The organism is Nitrospira sp. T9, from assembly GCF_052156535.1.
GTDB lineage: Bacteria > Nitrospirota > Nitrospiria > Nitrospirales > UBA8639 > Nitrospira_E.
In genome coordinates this window covers 213,765-235,766 of sequence record NZ_JBQKUP010000032.1, presented here as the reverse complement: position 1 = coordinate 235,766, position 22,002 = coordinate 213,765, and the positions used below count along the sequence as shown (strand labels likewise).

15 protein-coding genes are annotated in these 22,002 nt (G+C 52.6%); all 15 read right to left on the bottom strand.

Annotated features, from left to right (window positions below; genetic code table 11):
- Positions 1-136: 136 nt before the first annotated feature.
- The 15 genes from ACTRXD_RS07880 to ACTRXD_RS07810 all read right to left on the bottom strand — a co-directional run bounded on the left by ACTRXD_RS07880 (position 137) and on the right by ACTRXD_RS07810 (position 21,694).
- Positions 137-874 (bottom strand): hypothetical protein, encoded by a 738-nt coding sequence (locus tag ACTRXD_RS07880; RefSeq protein WP_442431280.1) that lies wholly within the window; start codon positions 872-874, stop codon positions 137-139.
- A 587-nt stretch (positions 875-1,461) separates the two neighbouring features.
- On the bottom strand, positions 1,462-3,954 hold the full coding sequence (locus ACTRXD_RS07875) for a hypothetical protein (RefSeq protein WP_442431279.1): 2,493 nt from the start codon (positions 3,952-3,954) through the stop codon (positions 1,462-1,464).
- Between the two features lie 313 nt (positions 3,955-4,267).
- Positions 4,268-7,387, bottom strand: a complete 3,120-nt coding sequence (locus tag ACTRXD_RS07870; protein WP_442431278.1) for a discoidin domain-containing protein — start codon at positions 7,385-7,387, stop codon at positions 4,268-4,270.
- Positions 7,387-8,511, bottom strand: a complete 1,125-nt coding sequence (locus tag ACTRXD_RS07865; protein ID WP_442431277.1) for an ABC transporter ATP-binding protein — start codon at positions 8,509-8,511, stop codon at positions 7,387-7,389. The genes ACTRXD_RS07870 and ACTRXD_RS07865 overlap by 1 nt, the downstream gene beginning before the upstream one ends.
- A gap of 1 nt (position 8,512) precedes the next feature.
- Entirely contained in the window at positions 8,513-9,892 is a 1,380-nt protein-coding gene (locus ACTRXD_RS07860) for a GH1 family beta-glucosidase (protein WP_442431276.1), read from the bottom strand.
- Positions 9,893-10,195: 303 nt separating this feature from the next.
- Positions 10,196-13,336, bottom strand: coding sequence for a discoidin domain-containing protein (locus tag ACTRXD_RS07855; RefSeq protein WP_442431275.1), 3,141 nt, complete (start codon positions 13,334-13,336; stop codon positions 10,196-10,198).
- On the bottom strand, positions 13,333-14,169 hold the full coding sequence (locus ACTRXD_RS07850; RefSeq protein WP_442431274.1) for a carbohydrate ABC transporter permease: 837 nt from the start codon (positions 14,167-14,169) through the stop codon (positions 13,333-13,335). Before ACTRXD_RS07850 ends, ACTRXD_RS07855 begins: the two co-directional genes overlap by 4 nt.
- 474 nt (positions 14,170-14,643) lie before the next feature.
- Entirely contained in the window at positions 14,644-14,913 is a 270-nt protein-coding gene (locus ACTRXD_RS07845) for a hypothetical protein (RefSeq protein WP_442431273.1), read from the bottom strand.
- Between the two features lie 413 nt (positions 14,914-15,326).
- A complete protein-coding gene (locus tag ACTRXD_RS07840) occupies positions 15,327-16,208 on the bottom strand; it encodes a carbohydrate ABC transporter permease (protein WP_442431272.1) in 882 nt (293 codons plus the stop codon).
- A gap of 323 nt (positions 16,209-16,531) precedes the next feature.
- A complete protein-coding gene (locus ACTRXD_RS07835) occupies positions 16,532-16,777 on the bottom strand; it encodes a DUF2442 domain-containing protein (RefSeq protein WP_442431271.1) in 246 nt (81 codons plus the stop codon).
- On the bottom strand, positions 16,774-17,046 hold the full coding sequence (locus ACTRXD_RS07830; RefSeq protein WP_312646526.1) for a DUF4160 domain-containing protein: 273 nt from the start codon (positions 17,044-17,046) through the stop codon (positions 16,774-16,776). The genes ACTRXD_RS07835 and ACTRXD_RS07830 overlap by 4 nt, the downstream gene beginning before the upstream one ends.
- A 194-nt stretch (positions 17,047-17,240) precedes the next feature.
- Positions 17,241-17,453: a DUF433 domain-containing protein gene (locus tag ACTRXD_RS07825; protein ID WP_442431405.1), complete on the bottom strand. Its 213-nt coding sequence runs from the start codon at positions 17,451-17,453 to the stop codon at positions 17,241-17,243.
- A gap of 269 nt (positions 17,454-17,722) precedes the next feature.
- Complete coding sequence (locus tag ACTRXD_RS07820) at positions 17,723-17,986, bottom strand: hypothetical protein (RefSeq protein ID WP_442431270.1); 264 nt, start codon at positions 17,984-17,986, stop codon at positions 17,723-17,725.
- 291 nt (positions 17,987-18,277) lie between these two features.
- The gene (locus tag ACTRXD_RS07815) at positions 18,278-19,588 is read right to left on the bottom strand and encodes a sugar ABC transporter substrate-binding protein (RefSeq protein ID WP_442431269.1); all 1,311 of its coding nucleotides are present in this window, start codon (positions 19,586-19,588) and stop codon (positions 18,278-18,280) included.
- Between the two features lie 630 nt (positions 19,589-20,218).
- The gene (locus tag ACTRXD_RS07810) at positions 20,219-21,694 is read right to left on the bottom strand and encodes a hypothetical protein (protein WP_442431268.1); all 1,476 of its coding nucleotides are present in this window, start codon (positions 21,692-21,694) and stop codon (positions 20,219-20,221) included.
- Positions 21,695-22,002 lie beyond the last annotated feature (308 nt).

Sequence of the window (22,002 nt, the reverse complement as noted above, 5' to 3'; positions counted from 1 at the left end):
ATCCCTCCATCCACCTTCATCTGCTCCCTCTACCCGTTTCTCCAAAAACTGCCTCCTATCCATCTGATGAATAACGAAATCCCTTACAAAAATTTTCAGACGGTGAGTTTATGGTTTTGGTTTATCAATGGGTGGATTAACCACCACGTCGTGAAGGAGGGATGAGTTGACGGCGGGGGGCAGGTCGTGAAGGGAAGCGTTGGGGATCGGAGGTCACAATAATGTCACCTATAGAAAACTTTCCATTGACCCCATCATCGTTCGTCATATCTCCAAACCCGATTCTGGGTATTCCCACCCAGTCATTTCGTTTCAAAGCAAGTTTTCCATCAACGTACACCTTGGCAAATCTTCCACCCTCAACCGTTAAAGTGTAAGTGTGAAAGGTATCAGTCGTGTCCATTTTATACGTCCCTTTTTCGTCCCCCCATCCAATGAAATCCTCATCAAAATAGATCATATGACTTCGTGGTCCTTCTGCGAAGGTCCCGTCAGAGATGTCGACAGAACCGTAAAACATAATGCCCGCATCAAGAAAATTATGCGGTTGCTCCACTTTATGCACTTGCAACGTAAACTCAATGGAGAACCCTGTTTCGAAGTCAAAGGGAAGGTCTTTATAAAACCACATGTACGCTTTCCCCGGAAGTTGATCGTTCGCTCTGAGGACCCCAATTGTGTTGAGTGTTAAATGACTCCCGTTTGTCACCACATCCAATGGGCGAACAGCATTGCTGGAATCCTCCCAACCTTGCTTTTCCGGCAACTGGGAACCTTTCAAAACCGTCGTTTGCCCCGACTGCACTCCTCCACATCCGGTAAGGAGAAACATGGTGACGAGCGTCAATTGCATCGTGACTTTTTTAATTCGCATGACAGACCCCTTTGCATAAAGGCTCAGTAAGAAGGCAAAGTTACCGGAGGTAGCCCTATGGTTCTTCCTGAACTTACATCATGCCAGCGAAGAGCATGATCTTATAAGACACACACACAACAATCTTCCCATCCACTCTTGGCTTATGAAAATGGATTCTACTATAGATCGTGCAGATTAAACATGAACAATTTCCGACGGGGATATACAGGGAATATCCGTCCCTCCTCCCAATCTATCCCCCTTTACCTGGGTCGATACCCCTGCCATTGCTTATCAGCTAAGAACAATGCCACACGATTCTCCCTCAGATAACGGAATCAGGACCAGGCAAAGGTGTCGGATGAATCGTCGTTGAAAAAGGAGTGATGGAACGGTATTTCAGAATGGACAGGGATACCCGGCGGAAGGCATGGCCGGACGATTGAAGAAGTAAAAGATGCTCCACCAACCATCGAACCAGGCAACTACTGGCTGGTTACCTGATCACACGCGATAGCTTCGCGTCATGCGCGAGTTTCCCTTCGATGGCGCACACGGGTATTGGAACAGAAACGCCCATCGGATACGATGGACCTTCCGATTTCCTACTGATTCGGATGTTCAGCTTGGCTGTGAATGACAAAATAGTCCAATTCCAACGTTCCGGTATCTGATTGCACGTCCAATGTGATCGTATGGGATCCGGCGGGGAGCGCCTGTAATAATCGTATCTCTTGCGTCACCTCATAATCACCCAGGTTGCCCCCATCTTCAATCTCGATCGTCGCCTGACGTCGGCCATCCACAGAGATATTGACCTTATCATCAGAACCTTTGCCCTTCGTATATCGCAAGCGAAGGCTTGGGTTCGTAATGTCATTGGTCAGGTTCACCACATAGTTCGCTTCCCCCGTCCCTCCTATCGTGTGTCCCCCGGACGCCGTCTTGCGGGGTGATTTCAACAGGGTACCCGAGCGGTAGTTTTCAGCCTGCTGGGTCACAAAATAGCCTAGTGGTCGCAGCACATCAATTTTGAAAATGGGACTCGAGGTATTGTGCCGTGAATAAGTCGGCCGGTCAAAACTCCAGGAATCGCCCGGGATCGTTGTCCATTCCTCATGCGTCGGATCGATCGGATACGTCTGCACGTCACCGGAAGAGGATGCGGCCCGGATACGGGAGATATCGCTATTATCATTGGCCACCCACATGGAACGCATGGTGACAAACGGCGCGGTGAGGGTGTCATACGTTACATCCGTTACCCGAACCGTCGTCTTGCCCGGTTCGGCTTCGAGCTGCAATACCGCAGAGGATCCGTTTTTATATCGCACATTAATGGACATCGTGTGCGGATCGATATCCAGCCTCTCAATCGGAATAAACGGAAACAAGGGATCCTCTACCGCCGGCCCGATAATCATCGAGGATCCGAAACAGACCCGCTCCTCTCGTCCCACCGGGGGTTGCGTGATAATCCGTGCATATCCATTAGCATAGAGTACGAATATTTGCGGGGGGGCATGAGCGTCGTCCGTCCGTTTAAGAAACTGGATAAAATCGTGGTCCGGCTCAGATTGTCCACCCACGATATTGACGGCCATCCCCGATTCATAGGGCCACCCGGACACATCCATGACTCGAACCGCGACATCGCCGTCGTTGTAGATGTCCTTACCGTCAAGATCCGCGATGTCCACAAAACCCGAGGTCACCAAACTCGCATACTGCACGGCGGTACCGGATGCGAGGATCTGAGGGCTATCCCATTGCGGCGCGGTCGCCTTCGTCTTCGCCAGAAATTTTAAACTCTGGTTGTCTGCATCATAATAGGCAATATTCGGATATCCTCTTGCTGTCACCCCCAGCGAGGCAAACCGGCCAACATCTCCCACCGCATCAAGAACGGTCCCCGCCGGCCATGATTCGGCGGCGGCTTCTTTGTGAAGGTATTTTAAATCCTTATTCGTGGCATCATAATACGCCACATGCAGAGCCCCATCAGGACCAAACGCCGTCGACGTATATTGCCCGACATCTCCCGCCGCATCCAACACGACCGGGGTCGACCATCCCCGTGTATCCTGATAGATGTATTTTAAATTTCCGTTGCTCGCATCGTAATACGTGATATGGGGATACTGCCCTTCATACGCCCCGTTCATTTTTTCTGTCCAACCCTCATAGTACACGCTGATTGAGGCGTAGGTACCAACATCCCCGACGGCATCCAAGACCACGGGCGCCGTCCATCCATGCGCGTCATCGTTGGTGACATATTTCAAATCCTTTGTGTCCGCATCGTAATACACCACATGCAGGCTGCCCGTGGGACCTATCGCCATGGCTGCATGCTGCCCGACATCGCCGTTTGCGTCCAGGATCGTTGGTGTTGCCCATCCACCCACCATATCCGGATTGGGTTTATAGGTATATTTTAAATTCCCATGATCCGCATCGTAATACACGACGTGATGCCGCCTATCCCGACTAATACGCAACGAGACGTATTTCCCGACATCACCGGTGGAATCGACAATCTCCGCCTCGCGCCACCTCCCCTTTTCATCCCGGACAATATACATGAGATTTTGTTTAAGCGCGTCATAATAGGCCATGGCCGGTGGTGCACTTAAGCCCACCCAATACCGGTCTGTCGGCGGATATGCCAGCGACACATATTGTCCGACATCCGCGTTGGCCGCGTCCGGCGTTTCAATCGGATACCAATAGAAGCCGGGCGACTGCCAGACAAATTTCAAGGTCCGTTGCGCCGCATCGTAGTAAGCGATCTGCGCCGTTGGCCGCATGTCCCACGCCTGTTCGCAGTTGGTGAGATCCCCAACACAGAGATCCTGCTGCCCGCGTTGAAGGGGATAATAAGTGGGAAAGTGCGCGGTGATTTGATAGTCGGATACAAAGCCGCCATAGATCGGAATATTCACATTGTCTTCTTCGGCACACTGTGACGGAAAGCTCATATTCTTGGCGTGACGTACCGTGGTGGCTCCCGCCGCATGAATGCTTTGCAGGCCCACGACCACACACAGCATCCCGACAATCGCCAGATTTTTTGTCTTACACGTACGCCAAGCCATAACCATCAAACGATCTCCTCACGTCTCATTATTAATGTGAATGTGCACGTTTATTGGGTGTTGATGGACGGGGTGACCCACACCCACACGCCACGGTCCCTCAATATTTCGTTTTCCATTAGCCTGCGGCGGCAGAATTCTTCCACAACGTATTATACGACCAGGAACATGAACCCCGGTGTCTGGTGAGCGACAAACTAAAAAAAGGAGAGTCAGAAAAATATTTTCATGACAGGGGCCATCGACCACAGCCTTTTATTCCATCCCTTACGCCTTACGCCTTACTCTTGACTCCTTACACGAAACCGACAATTTACCATTTGGCCATCAACTTGAACGAATTGCCTGACAACCAGATGCCGTGATCATCAACACGGTAGCTGTCATCGCCTTCAACGGCCACCTGCTTGGGCTTCCCCTCCTTGTGGATTGGCCAGCGCACATATATTTTCCTGTCCTCGTATTTCGGCATATCCACATCCAGACTCAGTCTCTGATCCTTGTCGTCCCAATTCGCCTGCATCATCAAATTTCCAAAATGTGTAGGGAAATTTGAAAGAGCAATACCATCGCCCTCAAGCCATTCGCGTGGGGTACCAAACAGCAGGTTCAACGTTTTACTGTTGTCCTCTTCCATCACGATGAGGCCCCGGACAGAATTTACATATCCTGCCCCCACCCACGTATGTGGCATATCACCAATATATACTCCCTTGCGGCTGTCGGACAGAACGACCTCGGCAAACTCATTCCAATTGGCCGGACGTCTGCCCTTGAACAAAATTTCATGCAGGTCGAAGGCTTCCTTGCGATACCCCAGGGTTGCAAGAGCCAGAATATTCCGCACCTCGTAAGGCGTATAGGAATAGGGCGTCGAACCGGCATCCCGTTTTTTCACCATCTGGTAATAGTTTCGGAATGTCCGGTCAAGGACGTCTGCAGGTAGAATGTGCCAGGCTTCAGTGGGAAACATGGCAATGGCAATAGAGGTCGGATCGGGAGTGCCTTTGTCCGCATCCACAGGGATATAGTCGAGGGATTTCCAGGCCATCGTCCTTGCAATGGATTCTTTCACGCTCATGCTGAATTTCTTCGCCTCAGTCCTCGCCCAGTCGGCCAAAAATTTTCGTCCCAGGATCTCCGCCATTTCAATCCCGTCCGCCCAACCCCGCATAGCCCAAAAATCGTCCCAATAGCTGTGCATCGGGGTAATGAACCCTTCATGGCTAATAGATGGGGGTAAGATGCCCTTCAGGCGCTCACCGGCCTCAAGATTTTCATAATGTTTCGGATCAAGCGTACGCTCCCGCAAGGTGACAATATATTTCATTGCCCGGTGAACCGCGTCAAAATGCTTTTCCAGGAACTCTCGATCACCCGTAAAGCGGTAATACTCCATGATCGCGTAAATAAACTGACCCTGGCTGTCCCATTCAATATTTCTTCCCCAGCCGTCATACACCTCACCGCTGGTGAAAAGTATGGGAGGCACGAGGCCATCGGGTTCCACACGTTCGGCATACCAATTGAGAAAGTCCCTGACCTCCTCAAAAAAACCAAGTCGCATAAGGGTGGCGGAAATAATCGCGCCATCCCGCATCCAGGTCCGGTTGTAGCTGCGCGCGCCTGGCTGGATGACCACGCCGTCGTTGTTCAACAGGATATAGGCTATCTGCGATTTCACGGTATTAACGACGGCCTTGTTGGCAAGCTCGAATCCCACGCGGTTAAGCTTGTCAGTCCAGAAGGTCACATACTCCTGCCGCAACGTCTCGAAGTCCTCTGCCTTTTTCAGATGGGTCAGGGTCTCATGCAGGGGAGCCGCAAACACCACCTCCTTGGATTCACCAGGTTTCAATTCGAATGCATAGGTCCAGGCTGCCGATAGCAGGCCGGTCCCGGTCTGGTCCTCGATTGATTTGGCATCGCCCTTGCCGTCGGCACCGGCGCTCAGCATGACCCCGCCTCGCAGGTGGTTGGCAATATCTCCGTGAGCATATTGCAAGCCAAGAAAACTGTCGGCAGGCGAAAGGGCCAGGTAGGTATTTTTGTCGTTGATCATGACCAGTTTTCCGGTTTCATGCACGTACCGGATCGAATGGATAGGCGACAAGCCGCCATGTTGCCACTTGGGATTAATCTGAGCGGGCCTGACTGTAATGATGAGATCGCCCTTCCGTACCGTATCGGAACGATTTTCAAGCCGATGTCGCACATAGGTCATGCTGGCATTGACAGGGCCGTTGGTAATAGCCTCGGACCTGAAATGCAGTCCATTCCCCGACTCCCATTTCACAATAGGAGCCGGCAGATATCCGTCCTGCAATTCCTGGCGTATGTTCGCTGCAACAGCAGCCGAATACAGATTGGCACCCTCCTTGACATAGGGCATCAGAATGGGACCGTCGCGCCGGGATTCCAGATTGCCATACTCATCAAAGAGACTTTCCTCGCTATCTATAGGAAGGCCAACCAGAGTCCAATAGGTCTGATAGCCCCTGACATGTGGGGGATAATCACCGAACGGCGCTCTCCGGGCATCAAATTGATACCGGATAAAAGGGGTGAACACCTCCTTGGGACCACGCAATGAAATATCGCTAATCCCGAAACCGCCCCCGGCTTTAATAGGGTCGGTCAACACAAGCCTGATGTAGCGTACCTCTGACGGATCTTGCGGAACAAAATCGGACTGCCCCTGTGATCCCGCCGATACAGAGATAGAGGAGACCTCCTTCCACGCCTTTCCATCCAACGAAATGGCCATATCGACCGAACCGGCATATTGATCCCCCCAGTCGATACGCAATCCGGATATCGTCCTGGACTTGCGCAGGTCCAGAAGCAACTCTGCCCGGTCAACCGCCTCGCTTTTCCAGACGGTATCCTTGCGGCCATCCATCAGAGCCCTGGTATTCGCTCCACCTCCGGCGATCACCGAGATATCGACAATGTCGTCAGTCCCTTTGATATCAAATTCCCAGAGGGAATTCCCCCAGCTCGTCGCTCTCTCCCGTGTATCCAGCCGGACATATCTCGCCGAAACGGGCCGGATATAAATATCATCCATCTGCCCGTCACCCTCGTCGTTGATATACACCGTCGTCCACACCTGGGCATCGGTCGAAACCAGGAGGTTGTATTTGTTCGAATATCCATTCTCCCAATGCAGGGTAAATCCGGTGATCTCAACAACCTTTCCAAGGTCAATGAGCGCCCATTCCTCATCCTTTGCCTGACTGGACCAGCGAGTCTCCATGTTGTCATCCGCCAGATAGCCGGGTTTGAATTCATCGCTCTGAATCGAGGACGCAGTCACCCGCCAGGTATCCTTTGCCGGGATATTGGATGTGGCCAGCGAGGCTGTCGCGGGCACCATCAGCAGAACCAGAATAGACAACACTGTATACACACGTCTCTTATAAAAGGTCATCAGTGATCTCCCTGACTTGTCGTGAGGTTTCCGGAAGGTTTGTGCCGAAGCTCCTTTCCGTCTTTCCCGAAAAGATGGCAGTGATCTGCCGCAATACACACCGTCAGCCGGTCGCCCTTCGCGAAACCGAACTCGCCGGATGCGCGGAATATCAGCAGGTCTTCAGCATCCGGTGTTTCCACATAGACATAGGAATGGCTGCCAAGTGGCTCCACCAGCTTGATCTGCGTCTCGACGAGGTTGTGATCACCCCCCGTCGCCAGATGCTCGGGACGAATACCAAGCGTGACCGGAGTATCAGGGGGCAATGCTCCGGCAACGCCATTCACCTGGATCGTCGCTCCACTGTGAAGTCGGACCCTTGTGATATCCTGGCGGCGATCGACCACGACCCCGGCCAGGAAATTCATGGCCGGCGATCCGATAAAGCCGGCGACAAAGCGGTTGGCAGGATACTTGTACAGTTCATTGGGGGAACCCGTTTGTTCGATACATCCATCTCTGAGGACCACGATCCGATCCGCCAACGTCATGGCCTCAACCTGGTCATGCGTGACATAGATTATGGTGGTTTCAAGCGTCTCGTGCAGTCGTGCAATCTCATGACGCATCTTCACACGAAGCGAGGCATCCAGATTGGAAAGCGGTTCATCAAAGAGGAAGATTCGCGGACGCCGGACGATCGCCCGGCCAATAGCCGTGCGCTGGCGCTGTCCACCGGAAAGTTCTTTCGGTTTCCGCTCAAGCAGCGCGGTCAGGCCGAGCGTTTCGGCAGCCGCGCGAACCGCCTGATCAATTTCTGTGGCTGAAGCTCCGGCAATTTTCATCCCGAAGCTCATGTTGTCATAGACAGTCATATGCGGATACAGCGCATAGGACTGAAACACCATCGCAATACCGCGCTCGGAAGGGGGAAACCTCGAGACATCGGTCTCACCGATTTTGATCGTTCCCGTATCGATCTCTTCGAGGCCCGCAATGGTACGCAACAGCGTTGACTTGCCGCAACCCGAGGGACCGACAATCACGGCAAACTCGCCATCGGCGACTTCAAGATCAATTCCCGATAATACGGCTGTCTTGCCAAAACGTTTGTGAATATTTCGCAGGGTCAGACTGGCCATGTTACGTATGCACGGAAAGAGGCAGAAAGGGTTCGTCCAGAACCGCACCATTGGATTCGATAATTTTCGAATAATACCGGGCTGTATCCTTCGGCGTGCGCTCAAGAGTCTCAAAATCGACATGCACAATGCCGAATCGCTTGGCATACCCAAAGGACCATTCATAGTTGTCCATCAGAGACCAGGCCATATATCCCCGCACATCAACGCCTCTCTCAATCGCGGTCCGGACCGCGCACAGATGCTGGTTCAGGTAGTGCATCCGTACCGGATCAATAACCCGTCCATGCATCGCTTTCGGCGGATCAAAAAAGGCCGAGCCATTCTCGGTGATATACAGCGGCATCTCACCATAACGATTCTTGAGCCAGAGAAGCGTGTCGGAAAGCCCGTCCGGATAGACCTCCCACCCGGTTTCCGTGTAGGTCTTGTGGGGCTGGCGAACGGTCCTGGCCCTGACAGGCAAGCAGTCCGGGCCATCACCTGTCACGGCACGCGTGTAATAATTCAGCCCGACAAAATCGATCTTCTGACAAATAAGCTCGAAGTCCTTGGCAGGCCATTCCGGCCAGGCGTCACCAAAGATTTCCTTCATTTCCTCCGGATAAGATCCCAGGAGCGCGGGATCAAGAAACTGCCGGTTCATATACGCATCCGCACGATTGGTAGCCGCCAGATCTTTGGGATCATCCGATGCCGGATACTTCGGCTCGATATTCACCACCAGGCCGATTTCATGAGATCCGACCGCACGATAGGCCTGAACGGCCGCACCATGAGCGCGCATGAGATGATGGGCGGCAACCGGCGCTTCATAGTGAGAGGAATGCCCAGGTGCCAGGACGCCATGCAAATAGCCGCCATCCGTGACCACCCAGGGCTCATTGAGTGTGGTCCATTTTTTAACCCGCCCATCCAACCGCCGGTACATCGCTTCGCCATAATCTGCAAACCAATGCGCAATGTCCGGATTCAGCCATCCGCCAAGATCGTCCAACGCTGCAGGCAAATCCCAGTGATACAAGGTCAGGAGCGGTTCAATCCCGGCTTCCAGAAGGCCGTCCACAAGCCTTTCATAGAAATCCAGGCCCTTCTCATTCAGGCGTCCTTTGCCTTCAGGAAAAATACGCCCCCAGGCCACCGAAAACCGATAGGCCTGCAATCCCAGCTTCTTCATGAGGGCGATATCCTCGCGCCAGCGATGATAATGATCACAGGCAACGTCGCCGGTATCGCCATTCAGGATATTCCCCGGCGTGTGGGCAAAACGCTGCCAGATGCTTGGACCTGCACCATCGGCCAGCGGTGCCCCCTCAATCTGGTAGGCCGATGTGGCAGCACCCCAGAGAAACCCTTCGGGAAATGTCGCGTGTTTTTTCATCTACTCTCATCCTTTATGATAAATATGGCTCTTCCGAGTTTTCCGTGGATACATCCTCTACCCCGGGGTTTTTCACATTCACTGTATGCACCTTCTCCCTTTGTAAAGGTATCCTCCTGAGCCAATGGCAAAGGATCTGTGCTCAGGTTGAAGGTGCAACAGCTCTGCCAGATCCTTCGGTCCCCTCAGGATGACATAGCCTTGCCGCAAATTGGCATCTGACGTTTCTCCTGCCCCTCGTAACAAAGGAGGCGACTCACAACCGAAATGTTTGCACGCAATCCCATTAACGCCAGACGGTTGTTATGGAGATGTCCAGCGAACGTCCACAGCCTTTCCATTGAAGGTTACCTTGACGTCCCCTTTCAGCGAGAACGGCAGGACATAGCCGCCTGGTGGCATGGTCGATCCTACCAGATCAATGCGCACCTGCCCGCCTTCATCTCGTGCCGTATAGGACACTTCGCCATACGGAGTCCTCAGCCCCTGCACCCGGAGGCCTTCACCCTGCAACCAATTCCGCGGGAGACCGGCGCCGATGACCAGTGAGCCGGTTTCTGTATCAGCATACACAAACAGATCAAGCACCGCCCGGATGAAATCCGATCCCACCCAGGTATGGGGCATATCACCAATGAAACGCGGATCCCGTTCAACCCGCCCGATCACTTCGCTCCATTGGTTCCACGCGGCCGGGCGACGGTCCCGCATATAAAAATCGAGCAGGGCATGGGCACGTTCCAGCTCACCCACCCGCACAAGCGCGCTCACCTGACGGAATTCATAAGGAGTATAGACAGCCCACTCTTTGGTGCCGTCGCGCCGCGCCACAAACTCGGTCCAGGCTTTTTCAAACGTAGCTATCAGTAACTCTCGTGGCAGGGCGGCCGCCGCCCCGGTCGGCGAAAGCGCGATCGTCGTGGATGTCGGGTCAAAATCTTTTCGGTCTGCGGCCCCCGGCACATGCCCGAGTTCTTCTCCCAACAAACTGACAGACGCGCTGATGTCTGCGGCAAATTCAGCGGCATCCGCCCTGATGTCGGCTGCGCGGTCAGGATAACCCAGTTCCTCAGCAAGAAACGCCGCATCATTCAATCCTTTCAGACCCCAGAAATTATCCCAGAATGAATAGGCCGGACGATCCAAATAACCTTCATGGCTCACCGATGCCGGTAACAGCCCATAGAATGCCTTACGATCACCTTGACGGTTATGCTCCGTGCGTTCCGACAGCCTCAAGGCATCGAGGGCCGCCGCCGCCTTGTCCACATGGGGCCACATCATCTCGGCAAAAACACGATCTCCGGTGTACCGGTAAATATCCACGATCAGAAAAATCAGTTCTCCGTGGCTGTCATTTTCCACAACCGGATCCGCGCCACGCTTGTCCACACAGCACGGAACTCTGCCACTGGAGAACTGGTACGGTGCGTACCAGCGGGCATACTCAACAGCAGGGTCGTTGTGCCCCAGACGCAGGAAACTTTCACTCATCATCGCGCCATCACGTATCCACGAACGGGCGTAGGTGCGTGGACCTGGACGCAGTGCCGGCCCGTCTCGCGTGATCATCATATGAGCCAATGCGGTTTTCAGACTATTGAGCATCGGCATGGATTCAGGCGGGCCCGAAATGTCCACCTGATTGAGGATTTCCCGCCATTCATCGGCTGCGGCCTTTTCTCCGGCATCGATGGCCACGCGATCCAGGTCAGGCGGACGCCCGCTTTCAGAATGGAGCACCGTGACGACGGAAACTTCGCGAACCTCTCCCGGCTTCAGATCAACATGGAAATACATGACGCCGGAACCAAAACCTCCCGGCGCCACGAGGCTTTGCGAAACCGTGCTTGCCCCGGCATTCTGCACATGCGGGAACCCGGCCCGTTCAAATTCCGCGAGCGAGACATGGTCCGGCTTCAGCTCAGGATACACGGACCAGTCACCATTCACCTGAAACGCGGCACCATCCCAGCCGATCCGATCAATGTTGCTGACACCACCCACAAGGTTCAAAATCTGCGTAGGCGGATCGACCTGCATGGGGCGGATGGCAAGAGCCAGTGTGAGTGTTCGAGAAATCGTGCCGGTATTGACCACACGATATCTGGTCACCACATCCCGGGCATGACCGTCCGTTCCCCCTTCTCTTCCTGCGGGAACAGGCGGACGATGGGCACTGACCTCCAATGATAGGCCCTCATGGGTCCGGCGCACGCGCGGCAAGGGCAGATAATCATCCAGCAGACTGTGGTGATGTTCGCCGTCGGCCCAGCTCAGCACCGACCCATTCTCAAGAAGAAATGGCTCAATCGAGAACGCGCCGGGGCCCGGTTCCATGGCGCCATCCTCAGACAGCAGGGCCGCCCGGCCACCCTGAGGAGGGCCAACGACCGTCCAGTAAATTTGCTCCCCCAGGAAACTGCGTGGATACGATCCCTTGTTGGCTTCCCTGGCTAAGGAAAGGAGAAACCGATTGTCATCCTGCCCGAATTCCGGTGGTTCAATCCGAGATTCCAGCAAGCCAATCCGTTCGCCCGATGCCGGGGTCAGTGTAAGACGAACGTAACGCCCGAACGCCTCTGCCGTTCGCACATACCCGATGGTCCCCAGCGAGGAAGGCCCGGTACCTAATTCCCAGTGCGGCGTGGTCCAGTCTGTTCCGTCTTCGGAAATGGCAATGTCCATCGCCTCCGGCATCTGACCCTCGGCCCATCGCAAGGTCAGTCCGCCAAGATCGCGCAAATAGCCCAGATCAAATATGAGTTCCGTGGATGTATCAGCCGTCCAGGTGGTTTCCAGATTACCGTCAACGACCTCAGGGGCAGGGATGTCGCCGGCCATGGCCACGACCGGCGGAATCACGGCGGGTGGTTCAGGAAGTGGCCGCATCCGGAGGGTATCGAACTCGACTGTCCCCTTGTCACCGGTTTCGCCAAGAATCACAAACTCAAATTTGGCGATGGTGTTCAGATGATGGTCCTTGATCGGCCCCCAGGCAAAATGGATATCGCTTCGCCGAATACGAACGGTTGTCCAGTCATCAGGAAATTCGTAATCATGAAACTGCTTCCACCAGACATTCGCTCCACTGTCATCAACCAGCCGAATCTCAAAAGTAGACCGTGGGGCATGCCCCCGAAGCGTGAATGCGATCTCGAAATTATTTAACAGATCAAGCTGAAGGGCCCGATGGACATTGGCGGTCCCGGCGGTTCGGAGTTCATAGGACAGTTGAAGCGCATTGCCCTTCACGCCTTCTGTCATCCTGAGCGAGGCCTCACTGTATTCCGTGGCGACGGTCTGCCATTCCCCGACACGTTCAAAACCGTCAAGCAACCGAAAATCATTGACGGCGGGTTTCTCCCCAAACGCCCACACCGGCACTAACATCCAGGCCAGGCCGACAAAGAGGAAGCCGGCTGCACGCCACACACCTCTCATCCTTTGACACTTCCCGCAAGATTTCCGCTCATATAAAAACGCTGAAGCGCCAAAAATAGAATCAGGACCGGTGTCACCGTGATCACCGCACCGGCCATCATCAGTTCAACATCCTGCACATGCTCCCGTGACAAAGAGGCCAGCGCAATGGGAAGAGTATATTTGTCACTGTCGGTCAGGACGATCAGCGGCCACAAAAAATCATTCCATGCTGCCATAAAGGTAAACAGCCCCAGTGTAATCAGAATGGGTGTCAGTAACGGCACCACGACCGACCGGAATATGCGTAGTTCACTGGCCCCTTCAATCCGGGCCGACTCGATCAGTTCCGTCGGAATGGACAAGGCATACTGCCGTACTAGAAATATACCAAATATGCTGGCCACAAAGGGGATCAGCACACCGATCCAGCTATTCACCAGCCCCATCCCTTTCAACATCAAGAACAGCGGAATCATGGACACCTGAGCTGGAATGACCAGGGCACTCAACAGCCCGCGGAATAGCAGGTGCCGCCCTTTAAACTCCAGTTTGGCAAACGCATATCCGGCAGCCACATTAAACGTCAGTGACAACAGGGTGGCCGTCGTCGCGACAAACAGGGAATTCAGGAAGTTCCTGCCCATACTCGAATATTCAAAAAGCTTGATATAGTTGGCAAGCGTCGGATGCTCCGGTACCAGCGGCGGCGGAAAATTGCTGGCCTCTCCCGGAGCCATAAAGGACACACTCAGCATCCACAGCAACGGGATCAGGGCAAATGCAGCCAGGAACGACAGGCCGACATTCACCCCTGACCCTCTCCACAGATATCTCACCGATTCACCTAACATACCAAAAAATCTATTGCTCCCTGCTCTTCATGTGCATATCCAAAAAATATCTCTCCCATAATCCGACGCCTGCCGTCCGGTCTTTGGGTCGGACGCTCTCATAGCACCACGTTTTCCTATGATGATTCCGATTAACTTCCAAGTCTTCTGTTTCTATGTGCCTGTTGCCGTTCCCTGACGCCTGCCGTCCGGTCCTTGGGTCGGACGCTCTCCTGAACCGGCGGACTTTGTTTGAGCCCGGCGAGTTAGGCCGCCCTCCGCAGTCTTGCGTCCGACCCATCTTAATGTGCCCGGACGGGGCGTCACTGGTTTTGGCCACTTTTGCCGAAACAAAAGTGGCTCGGCTGCCGGGCCGAGACCCGGCAACACAAAAATTCACGTTGACACGAAAGTTGGAGCCACCAGTGCGATACGCGCTCATCACAACACGATTTTCCTCTAGTGATTCCAATGAATTTTCCAAGTCTTCTGTTTCTATGTGCCTGTTGCCGTTCCCTGACGCCTGCCGTCCGGTCCTTGGGTCGGACGCTCTCCTGAACCGGCGGGCTTTGTTTGAGCCCGGCGAGTTAGACCGCCCTCCGCAAGTTTGCGTCCCTCCCCTCTGATGAAGCCAGACGGGGCGTCAATGGTTTTGGCCACTTTTGCCGAAACAAAGGTGGCTCGGCTGCCGGGCCGAAACCCGGCAACACCAAACATCACGTTAACACGAGAGTTAAAGCCTCCAGTGCCATGCGCGCTCATCACACCACGATTTCCCTAAAGTGTTTCCCATGAATCTCCAAAGCCATCGTTATCCATATGCCCTCCTCACCGATGACTGACGCCTGCCGTCCGGTCCCTGGGTCGGACGCTCTCATCTCCTGGCGGACTTTGTTTGAGCCCGGCGAGTTAGGCCGCCCTCCGCAGTCTTGCGTCCGACCCATCTTAATGTGCCCGGACGGGGCGTCAATGGTTTTGGGTCCTTTTGCCGAAACAAAAGGACCTCGCCAGCCGGGGCGAAACCCGGCAACACAGAAAACCATCTTGATATGAAAGTTAATTGCACAAGGTCGAAGTGCGAACCAGCCATCGTTTTTTCTGGCCATGCCCAAATTGGATTCTCGCTAGACATCATTAAACCTGTAAACCCACACCCCCACATTCCATATGAACCAGGCCTACACTCCACTCCCATACCGTCGCATCACCACAAGCTGGCCAATTGCCGCCACAATCATAAACACAAAAAGAATAAAGGCCACGGCGGATGCCGAACCAAGGCTCCACCATTTAAAACCTTCTTCATACATCAGATAAATAATGCTGAGCGTACTCTGGACGGGTCCGCCCTGTGTCATCACATAAGGTTCGGCAAAAAGCTGGAAGTACCCGGCCATGGTCAGCACCCCGACGAGAAACAGTGAAGGAACGAGGGAAGGCAAGGTGACATGAAAAAAACGCTGAAGGGCATTGGCCCCGTCAATCCGTGCAGCCTCATACAAATCGCCGGGTATCGCCTGGAGGCCCGCCAGAAGAATGATCATATTGTAGCCGAAGTTTTTCCAGACCGCGAAAAGAATGATGGATGGCATGGAAAAATGCGGATCCCCCAGCCAGTCCACAACGGGAAGACCCAACCAATCGAGGGAATAATTGATCAAGCCATAACGGGTATGCAGAAGGTAGCGCCAGATCACTGCCACCGCCACAATCGTCGTCACCACCGGCGCAAACAGGGCCGTCCTGAAGAATCCTTTAAACCGTACCATCTGCCCGTTCAGCAACAGTGCCCCGGACAATGACACCAAAACAGAGAGAGGCGCACCGACCAGCACGAAATACAGCGTATTACCCAGGGCCTGCCAGAACAGCGGCCGTTGCAACAGTTCAATATAATTTTGGAATCCCACGAATCGCAGGTTGGACAGGTCGGCCAGGGCATAAATATCAAAATCCGTCAGACTGAGAGCCAAGGCCGCCAGCACCGGCAGAAAGAAAAAGACGGCAATGATTGCCAATGCCGGCCCGGCAAACAGCCAGCCTGCCACAGACGATTTCACGCCCCTGCTCTTCCTTCCCACGCTCTATAGAGAGAGGATTCCACTATTTGCCAAAATATTGAATGGAAAATGATGTCTGGAAATTCAGAGGACTATCGGGGGAAGAATAGAACTCAAGCTTCAGTCAATTCTATTGCAAGAGCAATGAACAATCGACGCACACGAGTGTGTGACTCCTCAAAAACCGCGACCACTCCTTAAAGTATTTTTTCGTGACGAGGCCAGCAATGTCCTAAAGTTCATGTCCACCGAAATTACATCAAAGAAGAATTCTTCCGTAGGAGCCAGGCGTCTGAGGTGGGCCAGGTGGCAGCCCTTGGATATTAAGTGTCTTCGCTTGTGAGCGGTTTCCATCGCGCCTGAATCGTATCGGCAGAAAGGTCGGCTCCACAGTCCCACTCAACATAATATCCCCCGTTGTGAATTTGCTCAAATGTGTTTCGATCTTTCAACGGAGCGAATGCCTCTGATTCCAGATAGGGGGTGATGTCCAAGAGACCGGCTTGCCCATCATCAGCCTTGATGTATAGGAGGTGATCGTCTTTTGGAATAACTTCAGTAATTTTCACTGATCAAGCCCTCGAATAGGAAAGGGTTTCTTGCCTACCACCGCCAGTTCCCAATCGGCTAGTAAATCTTCATGGTGTATTTCAATCCATGCCACGACTAACTTGTGTTTTTTAGGAGGAAGCTCGCCAGCTAAAACCGTACCATCAGGAATTGAATATACAGCAACCTGGCCCTGATATTCAGCATGAATGTGCGGCACGTGGTGTCTTTCCGTATCATAGAAAAACATTCGGATAAGGATGCCGTAAAACATGGAAATAGTGGGCATGGGTGTAACTCTCTCTTCTATGCGTATCACCCTTCGCAGACTGGGTTATTCCATCTGTGTTCATTTTCCTTCATGCTTCCGTATTACCGAAGCTAACTGGTGGCGTGACCGGAGTCGCCCTTTCGATATGGAGCTTAGTTTCTAGCTCTAGAATGTGGCCAGGAGCGGAGATAGCGCGTTATCAACAAGAAACCTCACGTTTGGGCAGTGAGCGGCAACTCTCGCTCGCGGACCGCCTCAGCCGCATGCTTCAAGGCTTCGCGGACATCCCCCGAGCCCAGATGAAGATAGGCCTTCAACATCTCTTCTGTGCTCATACCGTCTGCCATCATCGCCATAATAGTGGCCACGGGAATCCGAAGGCTCCGAATACATGGCACTCCATCCATGTGGCGTGGATTGACGATGATTCGTGAATTTCATAAGTTATTTTTGCTTTCCGTCATTGTAAACCAACAATCGGTCCTGGACAATTATGCGCGAAGGGATGCATCTAGAGTGACTCAAATTAATGTTCAAAGTCTTCTTTGTTTGTGTGCCGTCTCCCCGTTGACAGACGCCTGCCGGCCGGTCCTTGGGTCGGACGCCCTCATGAACCGGCGGACTTTGTTTGAGCCCTTCGAAAACTCAGGGCAGGCTCCGCGAGCTGGGACACTTTAATTAAAGGGTACATAGTTTAGGCAGTCTCTCCTGGCCTTGTGGTGTGGCCGAGCAGTGCAGCCGACACCGGAGAAAAGTCGCGCATTGTTTGAGCATAGCGAGTTTGCGCGACGCCGGAGTCGGCGAACCGCGCAGGGAACCCGAAGGGCCACACCACGGCCAACCTGGTTTTGGGTCCTTTTGCCGAAACAAAAGGACCTCGCCACCCGGGACGAAACCCAACAACATAGAAAACCACGTCGCAACGAAATTTCCAGCCACCAGTGCAATGCGGTCTCATTACAACGCATTTTTCCAATTGTGATTCCAATGAATTCCCAAAGGCTTCTTTATCCGCGTGCCCCCTTCGCCGCCTCCTGACGCCTGCCGGCTGGCCCAAGGGAGGGACGCTCTCAACCCCTGGCGGACCTTGTTTGAGCCCGGCGAGTTGGGCCGCCCTCCGCAAATTTGCGTCCCGCCCCTCTTTTGAAGCCAGACGGGGCGTCAATGGTTTTAGGACCTTTTGCCGAAACAAAAGGTCCTCGCCTGCCGGGGCGAAACCCGGCAAACACCCAGCCTGCCACAGACAACTTCACGCCCCCTCTCCCCCATCCCGCGCCAGCATCCAACGACGTTTCTCCAAAATGCGATCGATCCGGCTATCCAGTTCACGCGCCGCCTCGGCCGCCGTCCATTTCTCATGCACCGCACGCTCTGTCACCGTGCGCAATTCCTGCACAATACGTTCCCACTCAGGGATTTTCGGTGCCGGCAGCGCACGCTCAAGCTGTTCCCTGAAAGCCACGAGATACGGATCCGATTCAAGCCGCTCTCCGCGCCAGCTTGACCGACGCGGCGGTAGATTCCCGCTGATCTCGTAAAACTGCTGCTGAATTTCGGGACGGGACAGAAATTCCACCAGCCGGAATGCTGCATCTTTATGTTCTGAATGTTTAAACACCACCAGGCTGGAACCGCCCGCTGTCGAGGCACCCGGACCCGAAGGCCCCGGCAGAATGGACGTCATCCAGTCATCCTGCAGATCGGCAGGCAACCGGCGGCGGAATTCACCAATATTCCACGGCCCGGTCAGATAGAAGGTAAAGTGGCCGCGTGCAAACTCATCCCACACATTGGCTATGTCGGTTTCACTGGAAGGCGGTGCCAGCCCCTTGCGGAAAAAGTCGAGATAAAAATCAAGGGCGGCCACCAGCTCAGGGCTGGAAAAATTGCCATACCGATTCCCATCCCGCAGCAACGGCACCCCTTGTTGAAGAACAAGAGACACCTGCATCTCATATTCATTCAGTGGCACGTAAAAGGCAAAGTTGTCTTTTCCAACATGTTGCTTCACGGCTGTCGCGGCCTGCATCCATTCAGCCCAGTCACGTGGAGGGCGAACAATACCGGCGGCCCTGAGAATATCCTGCCGGAAAAAGAGCAGCCGCGTATCCACATACCAGGGCACCCCGTACAGTGAATCGCCGACGACGTTCGTCGCCCAGATTCCCGGGAAATAATCCTCTTCCCTAATCACCGAAGAAGCACCTGTCATCTCGTTCAGCCCCGCAACAGCATCAAGCGCCGCAAACTCCGCTATCCAGGTATTGCCCATCTGGGCAACATCAGGCAGAGCGTCTCCGGCAAAGGCCGTCAGCAGTTTTTCATGGGCCGAGGTCCAGGGAATCTGCTGGACAATAACGCGAACCCCCGGATTCTCGCGTTCAAACTCTTTGAGCACCTCCGGAACAATTTCCCCTTCACGGCCCATAGCCCAGAACTTAATTTCCAGAACGTCATCCTGCCCGCTCCCGCCTGTGCATCCGGCAAACATTGCACCCAGCACCATCACGGCAACGGCAAATATCCATGCTGTTTTATTCTCTGATATTTTTTGGATCATATTAAATATAAAGGGCCTTGTGCTTTCATGTATGTCTTTGAAAGATTTATCTCCCCTGCTCCGACGCCTGCCGTCTGGCCCAAAGGAGGAACGCTCTCATCCCCAGGCGGGCCTTGTTTGAGCGGAGCGATTTGGTCCGCCCTCCTCAGGCTGATGTTCATCCGAAATCTTGAAGCCAGACGGGGCGTCAATGGTTTTGGCCACTTTTGCCGAAACAAAAGTGGCTCGACCGCCGGGGCGATACCCGGCAATACAGAACCTCACACATGGCACGGTATTGTCAAGATAATGGGGATTACCTGACGGGGGAAATCAATACCGAAACACCCGGCTACTGCGGGAAAGCAACCACAATGGCTAGTGACCCACAAATTCCGAAATGTTAGTTCGGATTATCATACTCCCAATTCCTTCGAAACCATCTCGGTTGATCATACCATTTTTATCCCTCGCCTCGAATGAATATGTAAGATTGGTCATTCCAGGGTGTGTGAATACTGATAAGAAATCTGTCCCTCGAAGAAATGGCAAAATTTTCGGTATCAGGATCTTTGGGAAATGGTCTTGCTGGGGAACCCTGTGACATTGTCATCGCTGCCAAACATTTCTTCCCGCAACCTACAACATTTTCTATGGGCTATTCGCCGAGAAATTGCCTCTTACAAAAAGTGGCAGATCTATTTCGAAGCGATCGTCAATTTCCTGAATTGTTTTCGGAGGGGTGTTTTGGGCGAGATATAATGTCCAAGACAGTCCTTCCATCAATGACCCGTGAGCGATTCTAGTCCCCCATCCGATTTGTTTAAGAACTCTTTGGTCAAACGCAGGGATTCGGCCGTGTACCAAGGCTGACCTCATTCCATATAATTCTCTAATCCTCTTTTCCCAATTTTCATTCTTATTATGAATTGATAGTAAAAGAGCCGCTCGTTTTGAGATCTGCGAGCAAATTAATTTTTGGGGATCGCCTTCTGTTGTTCCTAAAAAGGCTTCCAGAGAATTGGTCAAAGATATGACTTTCAAACAAGGAACATCCTCCTGTACCAAAGCCTCTCCATACCACCATAGAGCGTTAATAAACCGTTGATATAGGAGAGGGATAGAGCCTCCTGAATAAAGGTGCGGAATTAGACTCCCTGCTGTAGAAATCCAGCGGCCTCCTTCACCGCTAGTTAATTTTTGAACCCAGCCTTTTTCTTCTCCGCATTCAAACCGTCCCTGTAAAGAAATATGGAGTTCTCCATTTTCTTCCGTTAGCATGACAGTTTTGAGGTCACCTCGGCGGTTTGAGCCCTGGCCGATTTCTCTGGCAGACGGATAGGGGAAAAACAATCTAAGAATATTCAAAGCCGTATTAAAACCTAAGTTGGTTATTTCCGTTGATTTTTCTTCTTCAAACTTAAAAATTTCTATCTCGGCAATCCAAGGAAATTGCTGATAATATTTACGCAAATCTTTTACGAATGTTTTGGAGAATTTGCGAATATCCTTTTCGGTCTTTTCTATTTCCGAGGGAGTTAAGATTTCCTTACGGTCAATCTGGTTATCGAGATATCGCTTCTCAACACGGTCGGTATATTCCATAAATTGCTTCTTTTTCTTCTCGAGAAGCTGAACAGTTCTGGTGAAAATGACAGGACCGATACAAAACTGATCAGTTGCTGAGTCATCTGGAAGTACGCAAGGCCAAAAGTATTTTATTGTTTTTAACTTATTCGTTTTCACATGCCTCACAGCACGAGAAATCATTCTGTCAGCCAAGGCTTGTGTAAGTTTGTTCTTTTTTCTGAGGATTTCCTCCTGAAAATTATGCGTAATCGTTTTGCACAATATACTTGCGGTTGCCCTTGAGGATAATTGGGGATCGCGGTGCGCACGTTTGGCGATCTCATAAAACCTCTTGTCTGCTTTTTGTCCTATAAAGGTAATTCCAGTGCCCTCTGGATTTGACAAGCAGTAAAGAAATTCTGTTCTGTTAGAAAATACATCCCGCTGATGTTTGGACAGACCTATATTGATGCGGTTGATCTCGCTGATGATATAGGCAAAATCTTCAAAATTCTTGCTGGTTCGTTCAGCAAAACTCTTTCCTTTTTGTTTCTTCATGGCAAATTAATTTTACCGAAGATGGCCCTGAACTTCTTCTCACTTCCGTTATGATACGATATCTATCATCTGAAATTTTGCGGCTAAAAATAGAAAGATGGTTGCCTGGTGCGCCTCAGGCTAAGACGGCAACACTGAATCCAATGAAGACCCAGCTGGAAATCGTGGCATTTGTGGAGGAGCGGATTAGAGAAGATAGCTGGAATTTGTGAAGCACTAACTGAAGGAGGGGGTGCACCTGCTTGGCGGAGCCTGTTTATAGATGCTCCCTTACCTGGGTTCATTTCTAAAACCGCATATCGAATGCT

What these genes read in the sequence shown, in the direction of transcription:
- ACTRXD_RS07880 (WP_442431280.1), bottom strand. Translation starts at nt 874, where the DNA reads ATGCGAATTAAAAAAGTCACGATGCAATTGACGCTCGTCACCATGTTT.
- ACTRXD_RS07875 (WP_442431279.1), bottom strand. Translation starts at nt 3,954, where the DNA reads ATGGCTTGGCGTACGTGTAAGACAAAAAATCTGGCGATTGTCGGGATG.
- ACTRXD_RS07870 (WP_442431278.1), bottom strand. Translation starts at nt 7,387, where the DNA reads ATGACCTTTTATAAGAGACGTGTGTATACAGTGTTGTCTATTCTGGTT.
- ACTRXD_RS07865 (WP_442431277.1), bottom strand. Translation starts at nt 8,511, where the DNA reads ATGGCCAGTCTGACCCTGCGAAATATTCACAAACGTTTTGGCAAGACA.
- ACTRXD_RS07860 (WP_442431276.1), bottom strand. Translation starts at nt 9,892, where the DNA reads ATGAAAAAACACGCGACATTTCCCGAAGGGTTTCTCTGGGGTGCTGCC.
- ACTRXD_RS07855 (WP_442431275.1), bottom strand. Translation starts at nt 13,336, where the DNA reads ATGAGAGGTGTGTGGCGTGCAGCCGGCTTCCTCTTTGTCGGCCTGGCC.
- ACTRXD_RS07850 (WP_442431274.1), bottom strand. Translation starts at nt 14,169, where the DNA reads ATGTTAGGTGAATCGGTGAGATATCTGTGGAGAGGGTCAGGGGTGAAT.
- ACTRXD_RS07830 (WP_312646526.1), bottom strand. Translation starts at nt 17,046, where the DNA reads ATGCCCACTATTTCCATGTTTTACGGCATCCTTATCCGAATGTTTTTC.
- ACTRXD_RS07820 (WP_442431270.1), bottom strand. Translation starts at nt 17,986, where the DNA reads ATGAGACCGCATTGCACTGGTGGCTGGAAATTTCGTTGCGACGTGGTT.
- ACTRXD_RS07815 (WP_442431269.1), bottom strand. Translation starts at nt 19,588, where the DNA reads ATGATCCAAAAAATATCAGAGAATAAAACAGCATGGATATTTGCCGTT.
- ACTRXD_RS07810 (WP_442431268.1), bottom strand. Translation starts at nt 21,694, where the DNA reads ATGAAGAAACAAAAAGGAAAGAGTTTTGCTGAACGAACCAGCAAGAAT.